The following is a 21,286-nucleotide window of genomic DNA, read 5'->3' as shown; positions in this document are numbered from 1 at the left end:
GGGGGGTGGCGCGCCTTGCCGCATGCGCCACTGCGCGCCGATTGACCGATGCCGGTCGCTATGGTGCCGATGCCACGCGATCGCGCACGGGGAGAGATTTCGACGACCTGCTGCCGCACCCGAGGTCAGGGCCGCACGGCAGGTGCTTCCAGCGTCATCCCTGCCGCGCGCTGCGCGAGGTAGAGCTCGATCGCCACATATTCCAGCGCGCCATAGGCATAGGGTTCGGCTCGCACGCCTGTCATGCAGCCGCGCAATCGGCGCTGCAGGGAGCCAAGCGACTGCCATTCGAGCCGGTAGAGCGGATAGCCCGTCGGGTGTGCCTGCGGAATGGCGCTGCCGGCGAGGCGACGGCCGGCATTCTCGTCGTGGCATTGCGCGCAGGAGAGGTCGAGCTGCCCGCGCCGCTCGGTATAGAGCGCGCGGCCCTCCGCCCGTGCGGGGTCCAGGCGCGGATCCTCGGGCGGGGTGATCGGCAGGCCGCGCGACTGGCGCGCCACATAGGCGGTCAGGGCCAGCAGCTCCTCGCTCTCCCGTGGCAGGGGGGGCGCCCCCTGCCGCGCGGCGCGGCATTGCTGGATGCGGCCGGCGAGGTCGATCGGTGCGGCGTCCGCTTCGTCCCAGGCCGGGTAGCGCGCCGCGACGCCGCGCATGGCGCTCTCGGCGCTGCCATGGCAGCCGGCGCAGGGCTGGCCCGCAGGGCCCGCCGGCGCGTTCCACAGCGTTTCGCCCTCCAGCACCCAGAGCATGCCGGGATTGGCCGTGTCGTCCTGCTGCATCGCTTGGGTTTCCGGCGCCATGTCCTGGAAGCCGGAGCGGCGCTCCTCCGCGGCGGCCGAGAGGCAGAGCGGCAGCAGCAGGAGGATGCAGGCCAACCGAGTCACCCCGTCACCATGATCTCGCGGGTCTCGGTCTGGTCGAAGCCCTTGTCGCCCTGCCAGCGCAGCACCAGCGTGCCGGTCGTGCTGGCGACCATGGTGAAGGAGAGGAAGGGGTTGGCGGCGATGGCGGGGGAGAGGTCGGCGGCGAAGACCTCCTCGCCCTCGAAGCTGGCGGTGAAGCGGCGGATGATGTCGCGCGGCAGCACCTCGCCATCGGCGCCGGGGCGGTAGCCGGTTTCCATCACGTGCTGGATCAGGGTGCGGATGGCGATGACCTCGCCCTTGCGGGCGGTGCGGGGGATGTTCAGCAGCACGCGCGCCATGGCTCAGCCCTCCACGCAGGCGGCCAGCGTCACCACCACCTGGGCGCGGTCCGACCAGAAGCTGCCATCCGAGAACTGCGCCACCGCCAGCAGGGTCTGCGAGGTGGCGAGGCGGATATGCGTCGCCAGCATCGCCCGCCCGGCGCGGGGGTTGAGGTGCACGGTGATGACATGCGGCTGCGGGTTGCGCTCGTTGAAGACGGCGATGGCGCGGACATGCTCCGCCTCGGTCATCGGGCTTTCCACGCTGACCGAGAGCGGCACGGTGTTGCCGTTCTCCACCAGGGGCGAGATCTCGAGCGTCACTCGGCCGGGCCGGATCTCCGCCCCGCCGGTGAAGCCGCGCACCGCCTCCGCCATGGCCTCCGGCGAGGCGCGGCTGCCGCGCGGCAGCAGCAGCAGGGCAGGGGCGGCGAGCAGCAGGCGGCGCGGCGCCATCATCACGGCCTCTCCTCCTTCAGGGTGAGCAGATAGGCGACCACATCCTCGATCTCCTGGGCGCTCAGCACGGTGCGGCCGGCGAAGGCGGGGGCGACGCGGTGCAGCCCCTCCGTCCGGTAGTAGGAAGGCATCAGGCTGTCCGGGTTCAAGCGGCGGCTGTCCACCAGGCGCAGGCGAAGCTGCGCTTCCGTCCAGCGGCTGCCGGCGCCGGCCAGGTCCGGGGCGAGGTTGCCCTGGAAGCGCTCCTCCGGGATCGGTGCGGTGTGGCAGAGCAGGCAGAGGCCGCGCTGCCGGTCCGCGACGATGGCGCGGCCGCGCACGGCATCGCCGGGCGTGGCGGTGAGGGGCTCGGGCAGCCCCTCCTCCCGGGCAGCGGCGGCGAGCGGGGCGAGCAGCAACAGGGCCAGGCTAGCGCGTTTGCGGTTCACATGCGTGCATCGCAAACGCCCGATGCCCCGGTTTGCCGCGCCGCTTCGCGCCTTCGGGCGATGCCGCCCTGCGGCGATCTGCTCTAGCCGAAGGCATCGGCGGTGATGGTCTCGAACCAATCCTCCGCATAGGCCGCCTCCGCCGCGCGGGTGGCGGGCGGGGCCTCCAGCGGGCTGATGCCGCCGGCGCCGGGGATGTCCGCCAGCACGCCGCCGGCCGGGCGATAGACCCCGGCGACGGAGATCCCGTAGTCCGGCGCCACCAGGCTGTAGCAGGTGTTGAGCAGCCGCGGCTCCGGCACCGGCGCGCCGCGCAGCAGCAGGGCGATGGCATCGGCGCAGACCCGCGCCTGGGCATTGGCAGAGAAAGCGGATTTCGGCATGGCACCAGCGATGCAGGCATCGCCGATGACATGCACCCCCGGCAGCAGCCGGGATTCGAAGCTGGTGGGGTCGGTCGGGCACCAGCCGCTGCGATCCGCCGCCCCCGCCATCTGGGCGATGGCGCCGGCCCGTTGCGGCGGGATGACATTCACCACCGCGCCGGCTTGGCTGCCGAATTCGGTCACCACCGCCCGTCCTGCGACATCCACGCCGGTGGCGCGGCCGCCGCCCGAGAGGGGCACATATTCCAGCAGCCCGGGATAGAGCGCGGCCCAGCCTGCCTCGAACAGCCGCTGCTTGGAGAAGCTGTCCTTCGCATCCAGCACCAGCAGCTTGGAGCGGGGCTTCTTCGTCTTCAGGTACCAGGCGATCAGGCTCGCCCGCTCATAGGGGCCGGGCGGGCAGCGATAGGGGTTGGCGGGCACTGCCATCACCACCGTGCCGCCATCCTCCATCGCCTCGAGCTGGCGGTGCAGCAACTCCGTCTGCGGGCCGGCCTGCCATGCATGGGGCAGGGTCGCGGCGGCGGCCTCGTCATAGCCCTCCAGCGCGTCGAAGCGCAGCGCGATGCCGGGGGAGAGGACCAGCCGGTCATAGGCAAGCCGGCTGCCATCGCCGAGCGTCACCTGCCGGGCGGCGGCATCGATGCCGGTCGCTGCCTGATGGACCACGGTGATGCCCTGGGCCCGTGCCCCGTCATAGCCGAAGCGTTGCTGCTCCATCGACCGCAACCCGGCGATGACGGCATTGCTGAAGGGGCAGGCGGTGTAGGTGGCGTTCGGCTCCACCAGCGTCACCACCAGCCCGTGCCGGCGCAGCGCCTGGGCGCAGCTCGCCCCGCCGAAGCCGCCGCCGATGACCACCACCGCGGGCGCCGCCTGGGCGCGCGCCACCCGGGCCAGCACCGGCGCCGCCACCAGCCCGGCCAGGGCGCGGCGGGCGATCTTCATCGCACCACCCAGGCGGCGATGGTGCGGCTCTCCGCCGCATCGAAGCCGCGGGCGAGGCGGTCCATGACGGTCGCGGGCGCCTTGCCCTCGCGGAAGGCCTGCAGCATGGCGGCAATCTCCACCGGGTCACGCCCCCGCAGCGAGGGAATGGCCGCGTTCTGCCGTACCGGCGAGTGGCAGCCGAGACAGGCGGAGGCGCCGGGCGGCGCCGCCTCCTCCGCCAGCGCTGGCCCGGCCAGCGCCAGCAGCAGGGCCAGGCGCGGCGCCATCATCCCTAACCGCGCCGCAGGCTGGTGTTCTTCAGCGGCAGCTCCCGCACCCGCTTGCCGGTCGCGGCGAAGATGGCGTTCAGCACCGCCGGCGCCGCCACCGCGATGGTGGGTTCCCCGACGCCGCCCCAGAAGCCGCCGCTGGGGGCCAGGATGGTCTCCACCTTCGGCATCTCGTCCATCCGCAGCACCTGGTAGTTGTCGAAGTTGGTCTGCTCGATGCGGCCATCCTTCACCGTGCACTCGCCATGGAGCGCGGCGGAGAGGCCATAGACGAAGGAGCCCTCGACCTGTGCAGCGATCTGCTGCGGGTTCACCGCATGGCCGGGATCGGTGGCGGCGACGATGCGGTGGATCTTCAGCTCTCCGCCATCGCTGACCGAGACCTCGGCGCAGGCCGCGACATAGCTGCCGAAGCCATGGGTCTGGGCGAGGCCGCGGAAGACCGGCTGGCCATCCACCGGCGCCGGAGGCGTGCCCCAGCCGACACGCTCTGCCACCGCGTTCAGCACGGCGAGGTGCTTCGGGTGGTTCGCCATGAGCCCGCGGCGGAATTCCAGCGGGTCCTTGCCCACCAGATGCGCCAGCTCATCCATGAAGCATTCGAGGTAGATGGTGTTCTGGTTCAGGTTCACCCCGCGCCAGAAGCCCGGCGGCACATGCGGGTTGCGCATGGCATGGTCGATCAGCAGGTTGGGGATGCCGTAGCCGATCTCGGCCTCCCCGCCGCCGGCGTTCAGCCCCTGGAACACCACCGGGTCCCGCCCGTCGCGGATGTTCTGCGGGAAGATGCCGGCGACGATGGATTGCCCGGCGATGCGCATATGCAGGCCGGTGAGGTTGCCCTGCGCGTCCAGCCCCGCGGAGAGCTTGCACATGGTGACCGGGTGGTACCGGCCCTGCAGCATGTCCTCCTCGCGCGACCAGATCAGCTTGATGGGCGTGCCCGGCATCTGCCTGGCGATCAGCACCACCTGGCGCACCCAGTCATGCACCGCGCCGCGCCGGCCGAAGCCGCCGCCGAGATGGATCTTGTAGATCTCACAGCGCGCGGGCGGCAGGCCGGCGGCTTCGGCGGCGGCGGCATGCGCCGCCTCGCCGTTCTGGGTGGGCGTCCAGACCTCGCAGCGCTCCGGCGTCCAGACCGCCGTCGCGTTCATTACCTCCATGCAGGCATGGTTCTGGTGGGGGTAGTAATAGACCGCCTCGAATTTGCGCGGCGCCGCGGCGATGGCTGCCGCCGCATCGCCGGCGCGGTTGCCCACCGCCGCCTGCGACGCGTCCAGCGCGGCCTTCAGCACCTCCTTGAAGGCGGCGGAGGAGGCGGCGGCGTTCTCGCCGGCATCCCACTCGATCTTCACCGCCTCCAGCGCGGTCTTGGCCCGCCACCAGGTATCGGCCACCACGGCCACCGCGTCGTCGCCCACGCGCAGCACGCGCTTCACGCCCGGCATCGCCTCGGCCGCCGCGGAGTCCACGTTGCGCAGCTTGCCGCCGAAGACCGGGCAGGCCTGGATGGCGGCGTTCAGCATGCCGGGCAGCTTCAAGTCTATGCCATAGACCTGGCTGCCATTCAGCTTCGCCGCCGTGTCCAGCCGCGGCACCGGGCGGCCGGCGATCTTCCAGTCCTTGGGGTCTTTCAGCGCCACATCCGTCGGCACCGGCAGCTTGCCCGCGGCCTCGGCCACGGCGCCGTAGGTGGTGGTGCGGCCGCTCGGCGCATGGGTGATGACGCCTGCCGCCACGCGGCATTCGCCGGCCGGCACGCCCCACTGGTTCGCCGCGGCCTGCACCAGCATCATCCGCGCCGCGGCGCCGCCCTTGCGGACATATTCATTGCTCTCGCGGACACCGCGGCTGCCGCCGGTGGACATGTTGCCCCAGATGCGGCCGCGCGCCAGGTTCTGGCCCGGCGTCGGGTACTCCGTAGTGACCTTGGCCCAGTCGCAATCCAGCTCCTCCGCGACGAGCTGGGCGAGGCCGGTGAGCGTGCCCTGACCCATCTCGGACCGGGCGATGCGGATGATGACGGTCTCATCCGGCTTCACCACCACCCAGGCATTCACCTCGGGCGTGGCGGGAGCGGATTGCGCGGCAGCCTCGCCGGCCAGCGGGATGCGGAAGCCGAGGGTGAAGGCACCGAGCGCGGCGGAGGCGCCGGCGAGAAATTGCCGGCGCCGCGGTGTGATGGCGTTCATCGCTGCCTCCCTCAACCCGCGGTGGACACGCCAGCGGCGCGCTGGATGCCGGCGATGACGCGGTTATAGGTGCCGCAGCGGCAGATATTCGTCACCTCCTCGCGGATCTGCGCCTCGGTCGGGCGCGGCGTGGCGGCCAGCAGCGCGGCGGCGGCCATGATCATGCCGGATTGGCAGAAGCCGCATTGCGGCACGTCCAGCGCCAGCCAGGCCTGCTGGATCGGGTGGCTGCTGTCGGGCGACAGCCCTTCGATCGTGACGATCTTCTGCGTCTCGTCGAAGGCCGAGACCGGCATGGAGCAGGACCGCACCGCGGCGCCGTCCACATGCACGGTGCAGGCGCCGCATTGCGCGACGCCGCAGCCATATTTGGTGCCGGTCAGGCCGAGTTGCTCGCGGAGCGCCCAGAGCAGCGGGGTGTCGTCCTCGACCTCGAACTCGATGACGCGGCCATTCACGTTGAGCTTCGCCATCCCGTCTCTCCCGCAGGGCGCATCCCGGCCACGCCGGGTCCGCCTTCATACTGGGTGTTCCCGCGAGACTAACAAGGCAGGAGCGGTGCGAACAATCGAAACAGCGAAGACGATATGCGCTGGCCGGCGGCTTTCATGCCAATCGCTATTTATGGTCGATAATAGCGCGTGGTCAGCGCAAACTGGGCGCCCCGTCGTCGCGCACGCCTCCACTGGCGGTGTACCATGGCCGACTGGCACGGCGACAATGTTTGTCTCGCCGGATGCGCAGCCCGCATGGCCGCTGCGCCCATGGCTTGTCAGGGCAGGGGACCGGTCCGGTAGAGCGTGACCCGCAACCCGCCATGTGGCACCGGGGCGCCGGGTGGCAGGAAGGGCAGCCCTGTCGCATGGGCCAGACGGTGCTCGCTGGCGATGAGCCCGACGCGCCAGCCAGCGAAACGCTGCAGCAGAACCTGCCCGAGGGCACGGTACAGCGGCGAGAGCTCCGCTCGCTCCCCGATCCGCGTGCCGTAGGGAGGGTTGACGATGACGAGGCCGGGCAGTCCTGGCGGCGGGCGGATATCGCTGACCGGCGCCTGCCGGAATTCGGTGTAGTTGGCGACGCCGGCGCGTTCGGCATTGGCGCGGCTCATCGCGATCGCACCGGCATCCCGGTCGCTGCCGTGGAAGCGGGCCAGCGGCACGCGCTCGCTCTTCACCGCGCGCATGCGCTGCCAGGCGGCGGCATCGAAGGTGGCAAGCTGCTCGAAGGCGAAATGCCGGGCGCGGCCGGGGTTGAGACGGGCCGCGATCTCCGCCGCCTCGATGACGAAGGTGCCGGAGCCGCACATCGGGTCGAGCACGGGCTCGCTGCCCTCATAGCCGCATTGCCGCAGGAAGAGCGACGCCATCGTCTCCCGCATCGGCGCACGGTTGACGGCTTCCTTGTAGCCGCGCTTGTGCAGCAGCTCGCCCGAGGTATCGACGCTGAGGGTGCAGACATCCCGCTCGATCCGCACCCTGACAAGGATCCCGGCCTCCGGCGAGGTGGGCGCGCCGAGGGTTTTCCGGATCGCCGTCTCCACCCGCTCCGCCGCAGCGCCGCTGTGATAGATGCGCGAGCCCGTGCAGCTTGCCTCCACGCGGAAGGGCAGGTCCGGGCGCAGCACCTCGCCCCAGGGCACGCGGCGCGCCCGAGCCTCGAGCTGCGCCAGATGCGGGGCGGGAAAGGCGGCGATCCGCGCCAGCACGCGCCCGGCGCCGCGGACCCAGAGATTGGCGCGCCATACCTCCGGCCAGCCGCCCTCGATGACGACGCCGCCCGGCACCGGCCGCGGCCGCCGGAAGCCCTTGCTGCGGACCTCCTCGCAGAGCGCGGCTTCCAGGCCCGGTACGGTCGTCAGGAAGATCTCGAAAGCCTCGTCGGTCCTCATCTTCGCCGCATGCCGGTGGCCCGATGCCGAACGCCTCGGCCTTCGCTTCCAGGCCGCCGGCCCTTGCCTCCCATGGCCTGCCCGCCGGCCCCCTTCGCCGGCAACCCGGCAAGCTCCGCGGGCAGAACACTAGGCAGCGCCGCGCGACGCGGCAAATCCGGGGGGCGCCAGCCTCTGGCCGTCAGCGGCAGAACGGGGCGGGGAGCGCCGCCCGCAGGCGCCGGGCCACGCCCCCCCTGCGCCATCCACCGCCTGGAGAACCGGACCGGCAGGCAGGGCCAGCCTTCCGTCCCGGCTTTATTCCCTGCCGCGCGGAACGGAAGGCAGGCTGCGCGGTTTGGCGCGTCATTGGAGCACCCTCCCACATGTCGCACCCGAACCCTGTAGGCCAGCCCTTTCGCCGCCGGCACGCCATGCCCTTTGGCGCCGAGTTGCAGAGGGAGGGCGTACGCTTCCGGCTATGGGCCCCCTCGCACGAGGCCGTCCGGCTGGAGCTGGATGGCGCGCCGGCGCCACTGCCGATGCAGCGTGGCGAGGGCGGGTGGCACGAGCTGGTCAGGGCCGAGGCCAGGGCGGGCAGCCGCTACCGTTTCGTGTTGCCCGACGGGCAGCGCGTGCCCGACCCGGCCTCCCGCTACCAGCCCGAGGATGTCCACGGCCCGAGCGAAGTGGTGGACCCGGCCGCCTATGCCTGGGGAGATGCCGGCTGGGCCGGGCGCCCCTGGGAGGAGGCGGTGCTCTATGAGCTGCATGTCGGCGCCTTCACGCCCGAGGGCAGCTTCCGGGCCGCGATCGGCAGGCTGGACCACCTGGTCGCGCTCGGCGTCACCGCCATCGAGATCATGCCTGTCGCGGAATTCCCCGGGGGGCGGAACTGGGGCTATGACGGCGTCCTGCCCTTCGCGCCCGATGCCAGCTACGGCCGGCCGGAGGATCTGAAGGCGCTGGTCGATGCCGCGCATGCGCGCGGGCTGATGGTGCTGCTGGACGTCGTCTACAACCATTTCGGGCCGGAGGGGAATTACCTCTGGGCCGTGGCGGGCGAGACCTTCACCGACCGCCACAAGACGCCCTGGGGCGCGGCGATCAATTTCGACGGTCCGGGCAGCGAGGAGGTGCGCGCCTTCTTCCTGCACAACGCCCTCTATTGGATCGAGGAATTCCATCTGGATGGGCTGCGGCTGGATGCGGTGCACGCCATCCTCGACGACAGCAAGCGCCATATCCTGGCGGAGCTGGCTGAGCGGCTGCGCGCGGCGGCGCCGGGGCGCCATATCCATCTGGTGCTGGAGAACGAGCACAACGAGGCGAGCCGCCTGCGGCGCGACGATGCCGGCCGGCCGCTGCAGCACACGGCGCAGTGGAACGACGATGTGCATCATGTGCTGCACGTGGCGGCCACCGGCGAATCCAGCGGCTACTACGCAGAATACCACGGCGATGCGCGGAAGCTGGGCCGCGCCCTGGCGGAGGGCTTCGCCTTCCAGGGCGAGCACATGCCCTATCGCGGTCATCCCCGCGGCGAGCCGAGCGCCGGGCTGCCACCCACCGCCTTCGTCGCCTTCATCCAGAACCATGACCAGGTGGGCAACCGTGCCTTCGGCGACCGGCTGAGTGCCAGCGCGGCGCCCGAGGCGCTGCGCGCCATCGCCGCCTGCTACCTGCTGCTGCCGCAGGTGCCGATGCTGTTCATGGGCGAGGAATGGGCCGCTGCCCAGCCCTTTCCCTTCTTTTGCGATTTCGGCCCTGATCTGGCGGATGCGGTGCGGGAGGGACGTCGCAACGAGTTCGCGCGCTTCCCGGAATTCGCGGACCCCGAGAGCCGGGCGCGCATCCCCGACCCGATGGCGGAGGCGACCTTTGCCAGCGCCAAGCTGCGCTGGGAGGATACGGCGCGGCCGCCACATGCCGGCTGGCTGGACTGGTATCGCCGCATCCTGGCTGTGCGCCATGCGGAGATCATTCCCCGGCTGTCCGGGATCCGGCGAGGCGGCGCGTTCGAGATCCTCGGCGAATCCGCGGTCGCGGTGCAATGGGCGTTCCCACACGGCATCCTCCACCTGCGCGCCAACCTCGCCCCGCGGCCGCTGCCTGTCTCCGCGCCGCCCGGGCGCCTGCTCTGGCAGGAGGGCAAGCCGGGTGGCGCCTGGTTCCTGGGCTGGTCCATCGAGGAGACCGCGGCGTGACCGAGGCAACGCCGGCGCTCGATGCCCTCGCCCTGCATATGGGGATCGAGCCGCAATACCATTCCGCGCAGGGTGATCTCATTCACACCAGCGCAGCGACCAAGCGCCTGATGCTGGCGGCCATGGGCCGCCCCGTCGAGGATGAGACCGAGGCGGAAGCGGTGCTGGCGCGGGAAGTGCTGGCCGAATGGCAGGCGCCGCTGCCGCCCGTGGCGGTGGTGGCCACGGGAGGCGAAGCCCGCATCGGCCTGCGCCTGCCCGCCGGGGCTGGCACCACCGCCTGGCGCATCACGCTGGAGGAAGGAGGGGAGCGGCGCGGCGAGGCGGAATTCCACGCCCTGGACTTCGCCGGCTTCGCCGAGATCGGCGGCACGCGCATCGAGCACCGTCTCCTGCCGCTGCCGGCGGACCTGCCCGCCGGCTACCACCGCCTGTCGCTGGAGCCCGGCAGCGCCAACATGTCCCTGGTCGTGACGCCCGGCCGGTGCTGGCTGCCGGAGGCGCCGGACCGCGACGGCCGGCTCTGGGGCATCGCCGTCCAGCTCTACCTGCTGCGCTCGGCGCAGGGCTGGGGGATCGGGGATTTCAGCGACCTGCGCCGCCTGGTGGAGGTTGCGGCGCCGCGCGGGGCCGCGGTGATCGGGCTCAATCCGCTGCACGCCCTGTTTCCCGACGATCCCGAGGCCGCCAGCCCCTATTCCCCGGCCAGCCGCCTGCTGCTGAACCCGCTGAACATCGATGTCGCCGCCCTGCCGGAGCTGCAGGACTGCCCGGCGGCGCAGGCGCTGGTCGCCTCGGCGGAATTCCGGCAGAGGCTGGACGCGGCGCGCAAGGTGCCGCTGGTGGACTACACATCCGTCGCCGCGCTGAAGCTGCAGGTGCTCCGGCTGCTCCACGCGCAGTTCCGCCAGCACGCTCCGGCGGAGCGCCGCGCCGCCTTCGCCGCCTTCCAGGCGGAGCGCGGTGAGGCCTGGGCACGGAGCTGCCTGTTCCTTGCCCTCCGCACGCATTTCGCCGCCCAGGCGCCGGAACTCGCCTGGTGGCGGCGCTGGCCGGAGGGCTACCGCGATCCCGCCTCTCCGGAGGTGCGCCGGTTCACCGAGGACCATGCGGCGGAGGTCGAGTTCCAGGCCTGGCTGCAATGGGTGGCGGATACCCAGCTCGGCACCGCCGCGGCGGCGGCGCAGGGCATGGCGATCGGGCTCTACCGCGACCTGGCGGTCGGCGCGGACAATGGCGGGGCGGAGACCTGGGCGAACCAGGCGGCCGTGATCTCCGGCCTGCAGGTCGGCGCGCCGCCCGATTACTTCAACCCGGCCGGCCAGGATTGGGGCCTGCCGCCCTTCCACCCCCGCGCGCTGCGGGCGGAGGCCTATCGCAGCTTCATCGAATTGATCCGCGCCAATATGCGCCATGCTGGCGGGCTGCGCATCGACCATGTGATGGCGCTGCTGCACCTGTTCTGCATCCCGGCCGGCCACAAGCCGGCGGAGGGCGCCTATATCGCCTACCCCATCGAGGATCTCATCGGCATCCTGGCGCTGGAGAGCCACCGCCACCGCTGCCTGGTGGTGGGCGAGGATCTCGGCACCGTGCCGGCAGGGTTCCGCGAGCGGATGGCGGCGGCGAACATCCTCTCCTACCGCATCCTCGCCTTCGAGCAGGATGCGTCGGGCCGGTTCCATCCGCCGGAAGCCTATCCCCGCCTGGCCCTGGCGGTGCTCGGCAGCCACGACCTGCCGACGCTGCGTGGCTGGTGGGAGGGGCACGACATCGCCTTGAAGCGGCGCCACGGCCGGCTGACGGAGGAGCAGACCGCCGGGCAGGAGGAGACGCGCGCGCGCGACAAGGCGAACCTGCTGCAGCTTCTCCGCGAGCGGGGGCTGCTGGGCGCGGGCCCTCCGGACATCCCGGCGCTGTCACGCGCGCTGCATGGCTTCCTGGGCCGCAGCAACGCCCTGCTGGCGATCGCCAACCTGGATGACATGCTGGACGAGCCCGACCAGGTGAACCTGCCATCCACCGATCGCGAGCACCCGAATTGGCGCCGCAAACTCTCCGTGCCGGTGGAGGCGCTGCCCGGCCATCCGGGATTCGAGGCCGCCGTCGCGGCACTGCGGGCGGAACGCGGAGGCGCCGATCATGGCTGAGATCCCGGTGCCGCGGGCGACCTACCGCCTGCAATTCCATGCCGGCTTCCGCTTCCGGGACGCGGCGGCGCTGGCGCCCTATCTGGCGCGGCTCGGCATCAGCCATGTCTATGCCTCGCCCTGGCTGAAGGCCCGGCCCGGCAGCAGCCATGGCTACGACATCGTGGACCATGCCGCGCTCAACCCGGAACTCGGCGACGAGGCCGAGTTCCATGCCATGTGCGAGGCCTTCCGGCAGCATGGGCTCGGCCAGATCCTGGATTTCGTGCCGAACCACATGGGCGTCGGCGGCGCCGACAATCCCTGGTGGCTGGACGTGCTCGAATGGGGCTCGGACTCCGCCTATGCCGGCTGGTTCGACATCGATTGGGACCCCGACCGCCGCTACCTTGCCGGCAAGCTGCTGATCCCCTTCCTCGGGGACCAGTATGGCGTGGTGCTGGAGGCCGGGCAGCTCCGCCTCCGTTTCGATGCCGAGGAGGGCAGCTTCGCCGTCTGGGCCTATGACACGCACAAGCTGCCCATCTGCCCGCACCACTACGCCCGCGTGCTGGGCGACGCGCACCCGGTGCTGGAACGCCTCGGCGATGCCTTCGCCGGCCTGTCCGACTGGCGCCCGCAGATTGCCGCCCGGGCGCGCGAGCTGAAGGCCGAGCTGGCCGCCGCGGCACGCGAGGACGCGACCGTGCAGGAGGCGGTGCAGCAGGCGGTGGACCGGCTGAACGGCCGGGAAGGCGAGCTGGAGAGCTGGCGCGCCCTGGACGCGCTGATCCAGGACCAGCACTGGCGCGTGGCGCATTTCCGCGTGGCAGCGGACGACATCAACTACCGCCGCTTCTTCAACATCAACGAGCTCGCCGGCATCCGCATGGAGCTGCCGGAGCTGTTCGACCACGCCCATGCCCGCGTCTTCGCCCTGCTGGCGGATGGCACGCTGGATGGGCTGCGCATCGACCATGTCGATGGGCTGCTGGACCCGAAGGGCTACCTCGCCCGGCTGCGGGAGCGGGCGCCGCGCCCCTTCTACCTGGTGGTGGAGAAGATCCTGGCGCGGCATGAGGCGCTGCGCGAGGACTGGCCGGTGGAGGGCACCACCGGCTATGAATTCGCCAACCTCGTGCTGGGCCTGCTGGTGGATTCCACTGGCGAGGAAGGGCTGACCCGCGCCTATGCCGATTTCGTCGGCGAGGTACCGCCCTTCGAGGAGGTGGTGCGCGACTGCAAGCTCCGCATCATGGCGAATGAGATGGCCAGCGAGCTGAACGTGCTGGCCCGCGATGCCGGGCGCATCGCCAGGCAGAACCCGAAGACCGCGGATTTCACCCGCAACATCCTCGGCCGCGCCCTGCGTGCCATCGTCGCCGCCTTCCCGGTCTACCGCACCTATGTGGATGCCAGCGGCACGCCGGGGGAGGCGGACCGGCGCGACCTGGACTGGGCGGTGGCCTGGGCGCGGCGCTTCGAACCCGACCTCGACCCGAGCGTCTTCGACTTCCTGCAGCGGCTGCTCTCGACCGACCTGGTGGCAGCGCCGCGCAGCGGCTTCAGCCGCCATACCGTCATGCGCTTCGCCATGCGGGTGCAGCAGTACAGCGGCCCGGTGATGGCGAAGGGGCTGGAGGACACCGCCTTCTACCGCTGGAACCGGCTGGTGGCGCTGAACGAGGTGGGCGGCCACCCGGATGTGCTCGGCCTGCCGCTCGCCGCCTTCCACAAGGCGAATGCGGCGAGGGCGAAGCGCTGGCCGCATGCCATGCTCTCCACCTCCACCCACGACACCAAGCGGGGCGAGGACACCCGGGCCCGGCTGGCGGTGCTGGCGGAGATGCCGGAGGAATGGTCCCGCCAGATCCGGAGCTGGAGCCGCATCCTGCGCGCTCGGCGCGGCGATGTGGAAGGCACCGCGCCGCCCGACCGCAACGACGAATACCTGTTCTACCAGCTCCTGCTCGGCGCCTGGCCGGCGGAGATGACCGATGCGCCGCTCGATGCGGACGCCCTTTCGGCCTTTGCCGAGCGGCTGGAGGGCGCGATGCGCAAATCGGTGCGGGAGGCGAAGCTGCACTCCTCCTGGGCCGCGCCGGACATGGCCTATGAGGACGCGCTGCTGGGCTTTGTGCGGGATGCGCTGGCGCCCGGCGCCTCCTCCGCCTTCCTCGACGCCTTCCTGCCCTTCCAGTCGCAGGTGGCGCGGCTCGGCCTGGAGAACAGCTTGGTGCAGGCGGCGCTGAAGCTGAGCGTGCCGGGCATGCCGGACATCTACCAGGGCGCGGAGCTCTGGGATCTCAGCCTGGTGGATCCCGACAACCGCCGCCCGGTGGATTTCGCCGCCCGCCAGCGCCTGCTGGCGGAGATGGAGGAGGCCCTGGCGCAGGACCGCCCCGGGGCGCTGCGCGGGATGCGGGAATCCTGGAGCGACGGCCGCCTCAAGCTGGCGCTGACCGCGACGCTGCTGGCGCATCGCCGGACCCAGCCGGCGCTTTATGCGGAGGGCGACTACCAGCCGCTGACGGCCGAGGGCGACATGGCCGAGCGCATCTGCGCCTTCCTGCGCTGCCGGGGGGGGGAGGCGCTGCTGGTCGCCGCCCGCCGCTTCCCGGCCCGGGGCGAGGCTGCGGGTGGGATCCGCCTGGCCCTGCCGCTGGCGGTGACGCAGTGGCGCGACCTGTGGAGCGGCGCCGGGCTGCGGGCCGAGGACGGGGTCCTCGACCTCTCCGGCCTGCTGGCCGAGTGGCCGGTAGCGGCGCTGGTGCCGGAGGCGGCGGCGCCATGATGCGGCATGGCCGCCGGTAGCCTCCCCCTGGGCGGCCGGCAGGCATCGGCAGGAGGGAAGGACGGCATGGGATTGATCGAGAGGGCACCGGACCGCCTTCTGGCTCTCCAGCGACGGCATGTGCTCGTCAGGGAGGACCGCGACCTGATCGCCGGCAGCTGGCCCGTCTCCCCCGGGACGCCGGCTGCCTGGTGGAGGGGCCTGCGCAACCCTTGAGGACAGGCTGCGGCTGGCGCGCCGTGCCGAGTGCCGTATCGACGCCGCGACGCTTCACATCGACCTGCACGGGACGCCGGTCTATCCGCTGGCCGAGCTGCTGCGGGGGCGGTGGATGCCCTTCCTGTTCCTGACCGGCCGTGGCCCCCTGGTCATCCCCGACGCCTGGATGGATACGCCGCGCCTCGAGAAGCCTTTCGATGCCGGTAGCTTGCCGCGGGCGCTCGCCACGCTGGCCTCAACGCCACCAGCCCGGCAGTGCCGTCATCAGCAGCCCGTTGAGGATAACGGCGAGGACGCGCGGCAATGGCGGCCGAGCGGAACAGCACGTCGATCGCGGGCCGCACCCGGTTCTCCTGCGGTCCCGGCGTAACAGCATCCGGCGACAATCCTCACTCACGAGAGGATGAACATCCGGCGGCGCCACGAAGACATGTCCCGGCGGAGCTCCGCGCCCCGCTGCGCGGGCCGGCGGCTTCCCGGCGCGTTCCGGGATGGCAGGCCGCAGGCTGCGCGCCGTGGACGCCAAGTGCTGCACACCAACACGGTAGCGGGCAGGTCGTGCGGCAGGCCCTGGCACAGCTTCGCCAGGGCATCGACGCCCCCGGTGGAGGCGCCGAGGAGGACGGGCTTGTAGTGTACCTGGCCTCCCATGCCGCGCCCGCTGATTCGGACCATAGCCTGTCCAGCGAGGAGGTGGTCGCTCCGTGCCCGTATAGGGCGGAACGCCGGGCGGCGCTGGCCGTTCGGGGATTCATGCCGCAACTGGGTGTTCCCTGCGCATCAGCCCGCCCATCGGAGGCCGAGGGCCCATGAGCGACGCAGAGCGCCTGCGTCAGCTCGAAGGCGAGGTCGAGCGTTGGCGCGTGGCGGCGGAGGATGCGCAGGCAAAGGCCGGAAAGCTGGCGCAGGAGCGCAACGCCCTGCAGGCGGAGGTGAACCGGCAGGCGCAGTTGCTGCGGGAGGCGGAGGCGCGGCTGCGCAAGACGGAGGCCGGCCACCTCGCCTACCCCGGTCCGGCGGAGGCGGCGGCACTGCGCCTGCCGATGTCGCGGCAGGCGGCGACCGAGGAAGAGCTCCGCCTCGCCATGGAGGAGCTGCAGGCCGTCGCCGAGGAGCTGGAGGAAACCAACCAGGCCCTGATCCGCGGCAACGAGGAGCTGGAGCAGCGCGTCCACGAACGGACGCGCGCCCTGGCCCGGGCCAATGCGCAATTGCAGGACAGCGAGGAAAGGCTGCGCATGGCGCAGCGCTATGCCGGCGCAGGCACCTGGGACTGGGATCTGCACCGGCCGGATCGACTGGCCCGAGGAGTATTTCGACCTCTGCGGCCTGGATCCGGCGGTGGTGACGCCGAGCCGCGAGGCGTGGCTCGCCTCCATCCTGCCCCTGGACCGGGACGGCGCGGCGGCGGCGCTGGAGGATTGCCTGCGCCGGCGGAACCCCGACATCCGCATGGAATACCGCATCCATCATCCACGTCGCGGCGAGCGCTGGCTCTCCGTCCGCGGCCGGCTGATCTGCGACGGGGTAGGCAATGCCGTCCGCCTCATCGGCCTCAACATCGACGTCACCGACCGCAAGCGCGCCGAACTGGCCGTGACCGAGGCCAATGAAGGGCTGCGACGGGAGGTGGAAGCGGAGACGAAGGCGCGGGAGGCGGCGCAGGCCCGGCTATTCCAGACCATGAAGCTGGAGGCGCTCGGCCAGCTTACCGGCGGCGTCGCGCACGACTTCAACAACCTGCTTTCCGTCATCGTGAGCGGCACCGCCCTGCTGCGGCGCGACCAGGACGGCGCCAGGCGCGAGCGGCTGATGGACGCGATCGAGCAGGCGGCGCGGCGCGGCGCCGAGCTGACGCGACGCCTGCTGACCTTCGCCCGCCGCCAGGCCCTGCGGCCGGCGCCGCTCGACCTGCGCGCCTGGCTGGAGGAGATCCGGGAGCTGTTGGCGCGCTCGCTGCGCGGCGACATCACGGTGGAGATCGTCGCGGAGGCGGGGCTCTGGCCGGTGCTGGCCGATGCCGGGGAGCTGGAGCTGGCGGTGCTGAACCTTGCCGTGAACGCCAGGGATGCCATGCCGCGCGGCGGCAGGCTGCGGCTGCTGGCGGCGAACCGGGAACTGCAGGCGCGCAGCGACCCGGATGGGCTGGAGGGCGCCTTCGTCGCGCTGTCCATCGAGGATACCGGCATCGGCATGCCGCCCGAGGTGCTGGCGCGGGTCTTCGAGCCCTTCTTCTCCACCAAGGAGGTCGGGCGGGGAACGGGGCTCGGCCTCGCCCAGGTCTATGGCTTTGCCCGGCAGAGCGGTGGGGCGGCCCGCATCGCCAGCATCCCCGGCCAGGGCACGACGGTGACGCTGCTGCTGCCGCGCAGCGCCGTCTCGCCGGAGGTGGAGCGGGGGGCGGAGGAGGCGGGGCGCCTGACGCCGGAGGCCAGGCTGCGGCTGAAGGTGCTGCTGGTCGAGGATGATGACGACGTCGCGGCGCTCACGGCGGACATGCTGCGCTATCTCGGCCATATCGTGTCCCGGGTGGAAAGCGGCGTCGCCGCCCTCCGGGCGCTGGAGGCGGGGGGGGATGCGGACCTCGTCCTGACGGATGTGGTGATGCCGGGCGGGCAGGATGGCCTCGATCTCGCCCATGCTATCCGCTCCGGCCCGCGCGCCGTGCCGGTGCTGCTGTACAGCGGCTATGGCGGGGCGCCGGCGCGGGTGGCGGCGGCCGGCATGCCATTGCTGCGGAAGCCCTTCTCCCTGGCCGAATTGGATCGCGCCCTGGCTCTGGCCTGTCGCCGGGCGCCGGTGGGGGGGCGGCGGCAGCAGGCGGTCTGAGCGCCGGTTCTGCCAGGGTCGCGGCAAGGAGCCCCGGCGGGTAGCGGCCAGAACCCGCCGGCCCGGCATGGCGGCCTGTCCTGCCTGCCAGGCGCGGGCGGGTGCATCGGCCCGGCTGTCATTCCTTGACCAGTTCGTGTCCGATGCCATACATCCCCGCGTCACCTTGAATCGCCTGACCGATCGCCACCCTGCCAGGAGGCAGGAAGCTCCATGCCTTTGCGGCGGTTCACCGATCTGCGGTCCTGCCTGAAGCGGCTGCTGGGTCCCGGTGCCGTCCTGGGCCGCGGGCCCGGGCGGGCGGCACCGGCGGGGCCGAAGCGTCCCGGCACGGTGCTGTTCTGGGCCGGCGGCATCGCCCTGGCCGCCCTGCTGCCGCTGGGGGCCGCCACCTACCTGATGCAGCAGCGCGAGGCGGCGCTGCGCGAGACCGAACGCCAGGTCGGCAACCTGGTCATGGTGCTCGCCTCGGCGGTGGAGGCCAGCTTCAGCTCCGTGGATCTGCTGCAGAGCGCGGTCCAGGAATGGATCCGCTCCACGGAGACGGACCGGCCGGAAAGCTTCGCGGCGAAGGCGGGCAGCCGCGAGACCCACCTGGCCCTGCGGGCACGGGCCGCTGCCCTGCCGCAGCTCCGCAGCGTCTTCCTGACCGATGCCAGCGGCCAGGTCCTCAGCAGCACCTTGAGCTGGCCGCCACCGCAGCGCAGCGTGGCGGAACGGGACTATTTCCGCCGCTTGCAGGCGGGCCCGGTGTTCGACCGCACCGTCAGCGCGCCGCTGCGCAACGGCATCACGGGCGATTGGAACCTTGTCCTCGCCCGGCGGCTGGTGGCGGCGGATGGCAGCTTCCTCGGTCTCATCGGCGTCTCGGTCAGGCTCGATTACTTCGAGGATTTCTTCCGCCGGCTGGCGCTGGGGCCGGGGAACTCCATTTCGCTCTTCCGCCGCGACGGCACCCTGCTCGCCCGCTATCCGCGGCTGGAAGACAAGATCGGCCTCAAGGTCGCCCGTGGCCCTGCCTTCCGGCAACTCGAGGCCGGCATGCCGGCGCCGGTCCTGCGGACGCGCAGCACGGTGGACGACCGCGACCGCATCGTGAGCGCCCGGGCCACCGAGTCTCCATCCTTCATCCTGCTGGCCTCGCGGCTGGAGGAGGAGGCCTTGCAGTCCTGGCGGGGGGAGGCTCAGCGTGTCGCCACCGCGGTGGCGCTGCTGGACGGGCTGATCCTCCTCGCGCTGGTGCTGCTGCGCCGCCAGGGCCGGCAGCGCGCCGCGCTGGGGGAGATGCAGGCCGCCCGGCGGGAGGCCGAGGACAAGCTGCTCCGCGCCGCGGAGCGGGAGGCGGCGGCCCGGCTGCTGGCGGAGCGGGAGGCGAAGCTGCGCGCCAGCGAGGCGATGCTGCGCCTGGCCATGGAGGTCGGCCGGGTCGGCGGCTTCCGTCACGACCTGGTGCGGGACATCGTCGAATGCGGCCCGGAGACCCGGGCGCTGCAGGGGCACGCGCCAGGGGAGGGACCGATGCCCGCCGCCGAATGGTTCCGCCCGGTGCTGGCGGAGGACTGGCCGGAACTGCAGGCAAGCTTCCGACGCAGCCACGAAGCGCAGGTGCCGGAGACGGTTGCGGATTACCGGGTCCGCATGCCGGACGGCCAAGTGCGGCACCTCGAGGCCCGGGTGCGGGTGCAATTCGAGGCCGGCGGCACGCCGCACAGCGCCCTCGGCACCATCATCGACATCACCGAGCGGCGGGAGGCGGAGGCGCGCATCGCGCATCTCGCGCACCACGACACGCTGACGGGGCTGGCCAACCGCGCCCTGTTCCGGCGCCGGCTGGACGAGGCCCTGGCCCGCGCCCGCCAGGGCGGTGCCTTCGCCGTGCTTTGCCTCGACCTCGACCGCTTCAAGGAGGTGAACGACACGCTCGGCCATCCGGTGGGGGATGCGCTGCTGCGCCAGGCGGCGGAGCGGCTGCAGGCCTTGCTGCGCGAGGCGGACAGCCTGGCGCGGCTCGGCGGCGACGAATTCGCCGTCATCCAGGTGGCGATGGAGCGATCCGCCGATGCTGCCGCCCTGGCCCGCCGGCTGGTCGCGACGCTCGCCGCCCCCTTCGAGCTGGAGGGCCATCAGGTGATGATCGGCACCAGCATCGGCATCGCTGTGGCGCCGCGGGACGGGATGGATGGCGACGCCCTGCTGAAGGCGGCGGACATGGCGCTCTATCGCGCCAAGGCGGATGGCCGCGGCCGCTGGCGCTTCTTCGAGCCGGAGATGGATGCGCGCATGCAGCTCCGCCGGGCGCTGGAGACCGACCTGCGACGGGCCCTCAGCCGCGGCGAATTCGAGTTATTCTACCAGCCGATCGTCACCCTCGCCTCCCGCCAGGTGGCGGGGTTCGAGGTGCTGCTGCGCTGGCGGCATCCGGAGCGCGGCCTGGTGCCGCCGGATGCCTTCATCCCCTTGGCCGAGGAGATCGGCCTGATCGGCCCGATCGGCGAATGGGTGCTGCGGCAGGCCTGCCGCGAGGCGGCGCGCTGGCCGGCGCCGCTGCGGGTCGCGGTCAACCTCTCCCCCGCCCAATTCGCCGGCCGCGTCCTGGTCGATGCCGTGACCGCGGTGCTGCGGGAGACCGGCCTCGATGCCGCGCGGCTGGAGGTTGAGATCACCGAGGCGGTGATGCTGCAGGACACCAGGACGACCCTGGTCACCCTCCACCGGCTGAAGGCGCTCGGCGTCCGTATCGCCATGGATGATTTCGGCACGGGCTATTCCTCGCTCGGCTATCTCCAGCGCTTCCCCTTCGACAAGGTGAAGATCGACCGTTCCTTCACCCGGGAGCTGGAGCGGTCCCGGAAGAGCAACGCCATCATCCGCGCCGTCGTCGGTCTCTGCGCCGGGCTGGACATGGGCGTGACGGCGGAAGGGGTGGAGACGGCGGCGCAGCTCGAGACGCTGAGCCGCTGCGGCTGCGACGAGGCGCAGGGCTTCCTGTTCGGCCAGCCCCGCCCGGCGGCGGAGCTGCCCGAAATGCTCCGGCAGCTCGAGCAGGCGCGCCGCGCCGCCTCGGCGGCGGCCTGATCTCGGCAGCCGGTTCCTAGAGCGTTTTCGTTTTACATGCGTTCACCGAAAACGCTCTACGCCTTTGGTTGCAGAGCCGGTTCACACCTTCGGGCGATGCCGCCCTACGGCGATCTGCTCTAGCTGTTTGATCCCAGGGTTTGATGGTGCAGTCTTCTCCCCGGCATGGAGGGATGCGCTATGGGCCAGGTTCTTCATGGCTGCGCCCGCACGACAGAGGCAGTCCGTCGGGCGATCCAACATAGTCAAGAGAGCCTAAGAGCCCTGGCCCGGCGCCATGGGATCAACCCGA

General features: G+C 71.7%; 15 protein-coding genes and 1 pseudogene. 6 read left to right on the top strand and 10 right to left on the bottom strand.

Annotation, left to right across the window (positions count from 1 at the left end):
• Nucleotides 1-125 precede the first annotated feature (125 nt).
• The 9 genes from soxA to NJ376_RS02515 all read right to left on the bottom strand — a co-directional run bounded on the left by soxA (nt 126) and on the right by NJ376_RS02515 (nt 7,762).
• Nucleotides 126-875, bottom strand: coding sequence for a sulfur oxidation c-type cytochrome SoxA (soxA, locus tag NJ376_RS02555; protein WP_252951668.1), 750 nt, complete (start codon nt 873-875; stop codon nt 126-128).
• Between the two features lie 5 nt (nt 876-880).
• On the bottom strand, nt 881-1,204 hold the full coding sequence (gene soxZ / locus NJ376_RS02550) for a thiosulfate oxidation carrier complex protein SoxZ (RefSeq protein ID WP_252951667.1): 324 nt from the start codon (nt 1,202-1,204) through the stop codon (nt 881-883).
• A gap of 3 nt (nt 1,205-1,207) precedes the next feature.
• Complete coding sequence (locus tag NJ376_RS02545) at nt 1,208-1,645, bottom strand: SoxY-related AACIE arm protein (RefSeq protein WP_252951666.1); 438 nt, start codon at nt 1,643-1,645, stop codon at nt 1,208-1,210.
• A complete protein-coding gene (gene soxX / locus NJ376_RS02540; protein WP_252951665.1) occupies nt 1,645-2,073 on the bottom strand; it encodes a sulfur oxidation c-type cytochrome SoxX in 429 nt (142 codons plus the stop codon). The genes NJ376_RS02545 and soxX overlap by 1 nt, the downstream gene beginning before the upstream one ends.
• A gap of 83 nt (nt 2,074-2,156) precedes the next feature.
• Nucleotides 2,157-3,407 carry an NAD(P)/FAD-dependent oxidoreductase gene (locus NJ376_RS02535; RefSeq protein WP_252951664.1) on the bottom strand — a complete coding sequence of 417 codons (1,251 nt, stop codon included), beginning with the start codon at nt 3,405-3,407 and terminating at the stop codon, nt 2,157-2,159.
• Nucleotides 3,404-3,676, bottom strand: a complete 273-nt coding sequence (locus tag NJ376_RS02530; protein ID WP_252951663.1) for a c-type cytochrome — start codon at nt 3,674-3,676, stop codon at nt 3,404-3,406. Before NJ376_RS02530 ends, NJ376_RS02535 begins: the two co-directional genes overlap by 4 nt.
• Before the next feature lie 5 nt (nt 3,677-3,681).
• Complete coding sequence (locus NJ376_RS02525) at nt 3,682-5,874, bottom strand: xanthine dehydrogenase family protein molybdopterin-binding subunit (RefSeq protein WP_252951662.1); 2,193 nt, start codon at nt 5,872-5,874, stop codon at nt 3,682-3,684.
• 11 nt (nt 5,875-5,885) lie between these two features.
• A complete protein-coding gene (locus NJ376_RS02520; RefSeq protein ID WP_252951661.1) occupies nt 5,886-6,347 on the bottom strand; it encodes a (2Fe-2S)-binding protein in 462 nt (153 codons plus the stop codon).
• A gap of 299 nt (nt 6,348-6,646) precedes the next feature.
• Nucleotides 6,647-7,762, bottom strand: a complete 1,116-nt coding sequence (locus NJ376_RS02515; RefSeq protein WP_252951660.1) for a THUMP domain-containing class I SAM-dependent RNA methyltransferase — start codon at nt 7,760-7,762, stop codon at nt 6,647-6,649.
• Between the two features lie 365 nt (nt 7,763-8,127).
• On the opposite strand from NJ376_RS02515, the gene treZ reads away from it, so the two are divergent.
• Genes treZ through treY form a run of 3 tightly spaced genes read left to right on the top strand, consistent with a single transcriptional unit; the run spans nt 8,128 to nt 14,871 of the window.
• Nucleotides 8,128-9,948, top strand: a complete 1,821-nt coding sequence (gene treZ, locus NJ376_RS02510; protein ID WP_252951659.1) for a malto-oligosyltrehalose trehalohydrolase — start codon at nt 8,128-8,130, stop codon at nt 9,946-9,948.
• On the top strand, nt 9,945-12,098 hold the full coding sequence (gene malQ, locus NJ376_RS02505; RefSeq protein WP_252951658.1) for a 4-alpha-glucanotransferase: 2,154 nt from the start codon (nt 9,945-9,947) through the stop codon (nt 12,096-12,098). The genes treZ and malQ overlap by 4 nt, the downstream gene beginning before the upstream one ends.
• Nucleotides 12,091-14,871, top strand: coding sequence for a malto-oligosyltrehalose synthase (gene treY / locus NJ376_RS02500; protein ID WP_252951657.1), 2,781 nt, complete (start codon nt 12,091-12,093; stop codon nt 14,869-14,871). Before malQ ends, treY begins: the two co-directional genes overlap by 8 nt.
• A gap of 612 nt (nt 14,872-15,483) precedes the next feature.
• Here treY and NJ376_RS29105 read toward each other — a convergent pair.
• Nucleotides 15,484-15,741: a chemotaxis protein CheB gene (locus NJ376_RS29105; RefSeq protein WP_370287792.1), complete on the bottom strand. Its 258-nt coding sequence runs from the start codon at nt 15,739-15,741 to the stop codon at nt 15,484-15,486.
• A gap of 600 nt (nt 15,742-16,341) precedes the next feature.
• Between NJ376_RS29105 and NJ376_RS02495 the strand changes: the two genes are divergently transcribed.
• From NJ376_RS02495 to NJ376_RS02485, 3 genes and pseudogenes are all read left to right on the top strand, one after another.
• Nucleotides 16,342-17,919 (top strand): PAS domain-containing hybrid sensor histidine kinase/response regulator, encoded by a 1,578-nt coding sequence (locus NJ376_RS02495; protein WP_252951656.1) that lies wholly within the window; start codon nt 16,342-16,344, stop codon nt 17,917-17,919.
• A gap of 213 nt (nt 17,920-18,132) precedes the next feature.
• The gene (locus NJ376_RS02490; protein WP_252951655.1) at nt 18,133-20,994 is read left to right on the top strand and encodes a bifunctional diguanylate cyclase/phosphodiesterase; all 2,862 of its coding nucleotides are present in this window, start codon (nt 18,133-18,135) and stop codon (nt 20,992-20,994) included.
• Between the two features lie 180 nt (nt 20,995-21,174).
• Nucleotides 21,175-21,286, top strand: a pseudogene (locus NJ376_RS02485) (IS481 family transposase); the annotation flags it as partial.

The organism is Siccirubricoccus soli (genome assembly GCF_024178315.1).
In the GTDB taxonomy this organism is placed as follows: Bacteria; Pseudomonadota; Alphaproteobacteria; order Acetobacterales; family Acetobacteraceae; genus Siccirubricoccus; species Siccirubricoccus soli.
The sequence above is the reverse complement of the archived record's forward strand: the minus strand, read 5'-3'. Positions and strand labels throughout refer to the sequence as shown.

Excerpts from the sequence above, each read along its gene's own strand:
- NJ376_RS02490 (WP_252951655.1), top strand. The coding sequence starts at position 18,133 with ATGCCTTTGCGGCGGTTCACCGATCTGCGGTCCTGCCTGAAGCGGCTG.
- soxZ (WP_252951667.1), bottom strand. The coding sequence starts at position 1,204 with ATGGCGCGCGTGCTGCTGAACATCCCCCGCACCGCCCGCAAGGGCGAG.
- NJ376_RS02515 (WP_252951660.1), bottom strand. The coding sequence starts at position 7,762 with ATGAGGACCGACGAGGCTTTCGAGATCTTCCTGACGACCGTACCGGGC.
- NJ376_RS02495 (WP_252951656.1), top strand. The coding sequence starts at position 16,342 with ATGCCGGCGCAGGCACCTGGGACTGGGATCTGCACCGGCCGGATCGAC.
- NJ376_RS02530 (WP_252951663.1), bottom strand. The coding sequence starts at position 3,676 with ATGGCGCCGCGCCTGGCCCTGCTGCTGGCGCTGGCCGGGCCAGCGCTG.
- treY (WP_252951657.1), top strand. The coding sequence starts at position 12,091 with ATGGCTGAGATCCCGGTGCCGCGGGCGACCTACCGCCTGCAATTCCAT.
- NJ376_RS29105 (WP_370287792.1), bottom strand. The coding sequence starts at position 15,741 with ATGGGAGGCCAGGTACACTACAAGCCCGTCCTCCTCGGCGCCTCCACC.
- NJ376_RS02545 (WP_252951666.1), bottom strand. The coding sequence starts at position 1,645 with ATGATGGCGCCGCGCCGCCTGCTGCTCGCCGCCCCTGCCCTGCTGCTG.
- NJ376_RS02535 (WP_252951664.1), bottom strand. The coding sequence starts at position 3,407 with ATGAAGATCGCCCGCCGCGCCCTGGCCGGGCTGGTGGCGGCGCCGGTG.
- NJ376_RS02520 (WP_252951661.1), bottom strand. The coding sequence starts at position 6,347 with ATGGCGAAGCTCAACGTGAATGGCCGCGTCATCGAGTTCGAGGTCGAG.
- treZ (WP_252951659.1), top strand. The coding sequence starts at position 8,128 with ATGTCGCACCCGAACCCTGTAGGCCAGCCCTTTCGCCGCCGGCACGCC.
- NJ376_RS02525 (WP_252951662.1), bottom strand. The coding sequence starts at position 5,874 with ATGAACGCCATCACACCGCGGCGCCGGCAATTTCTCGCCGGCGCCTCC.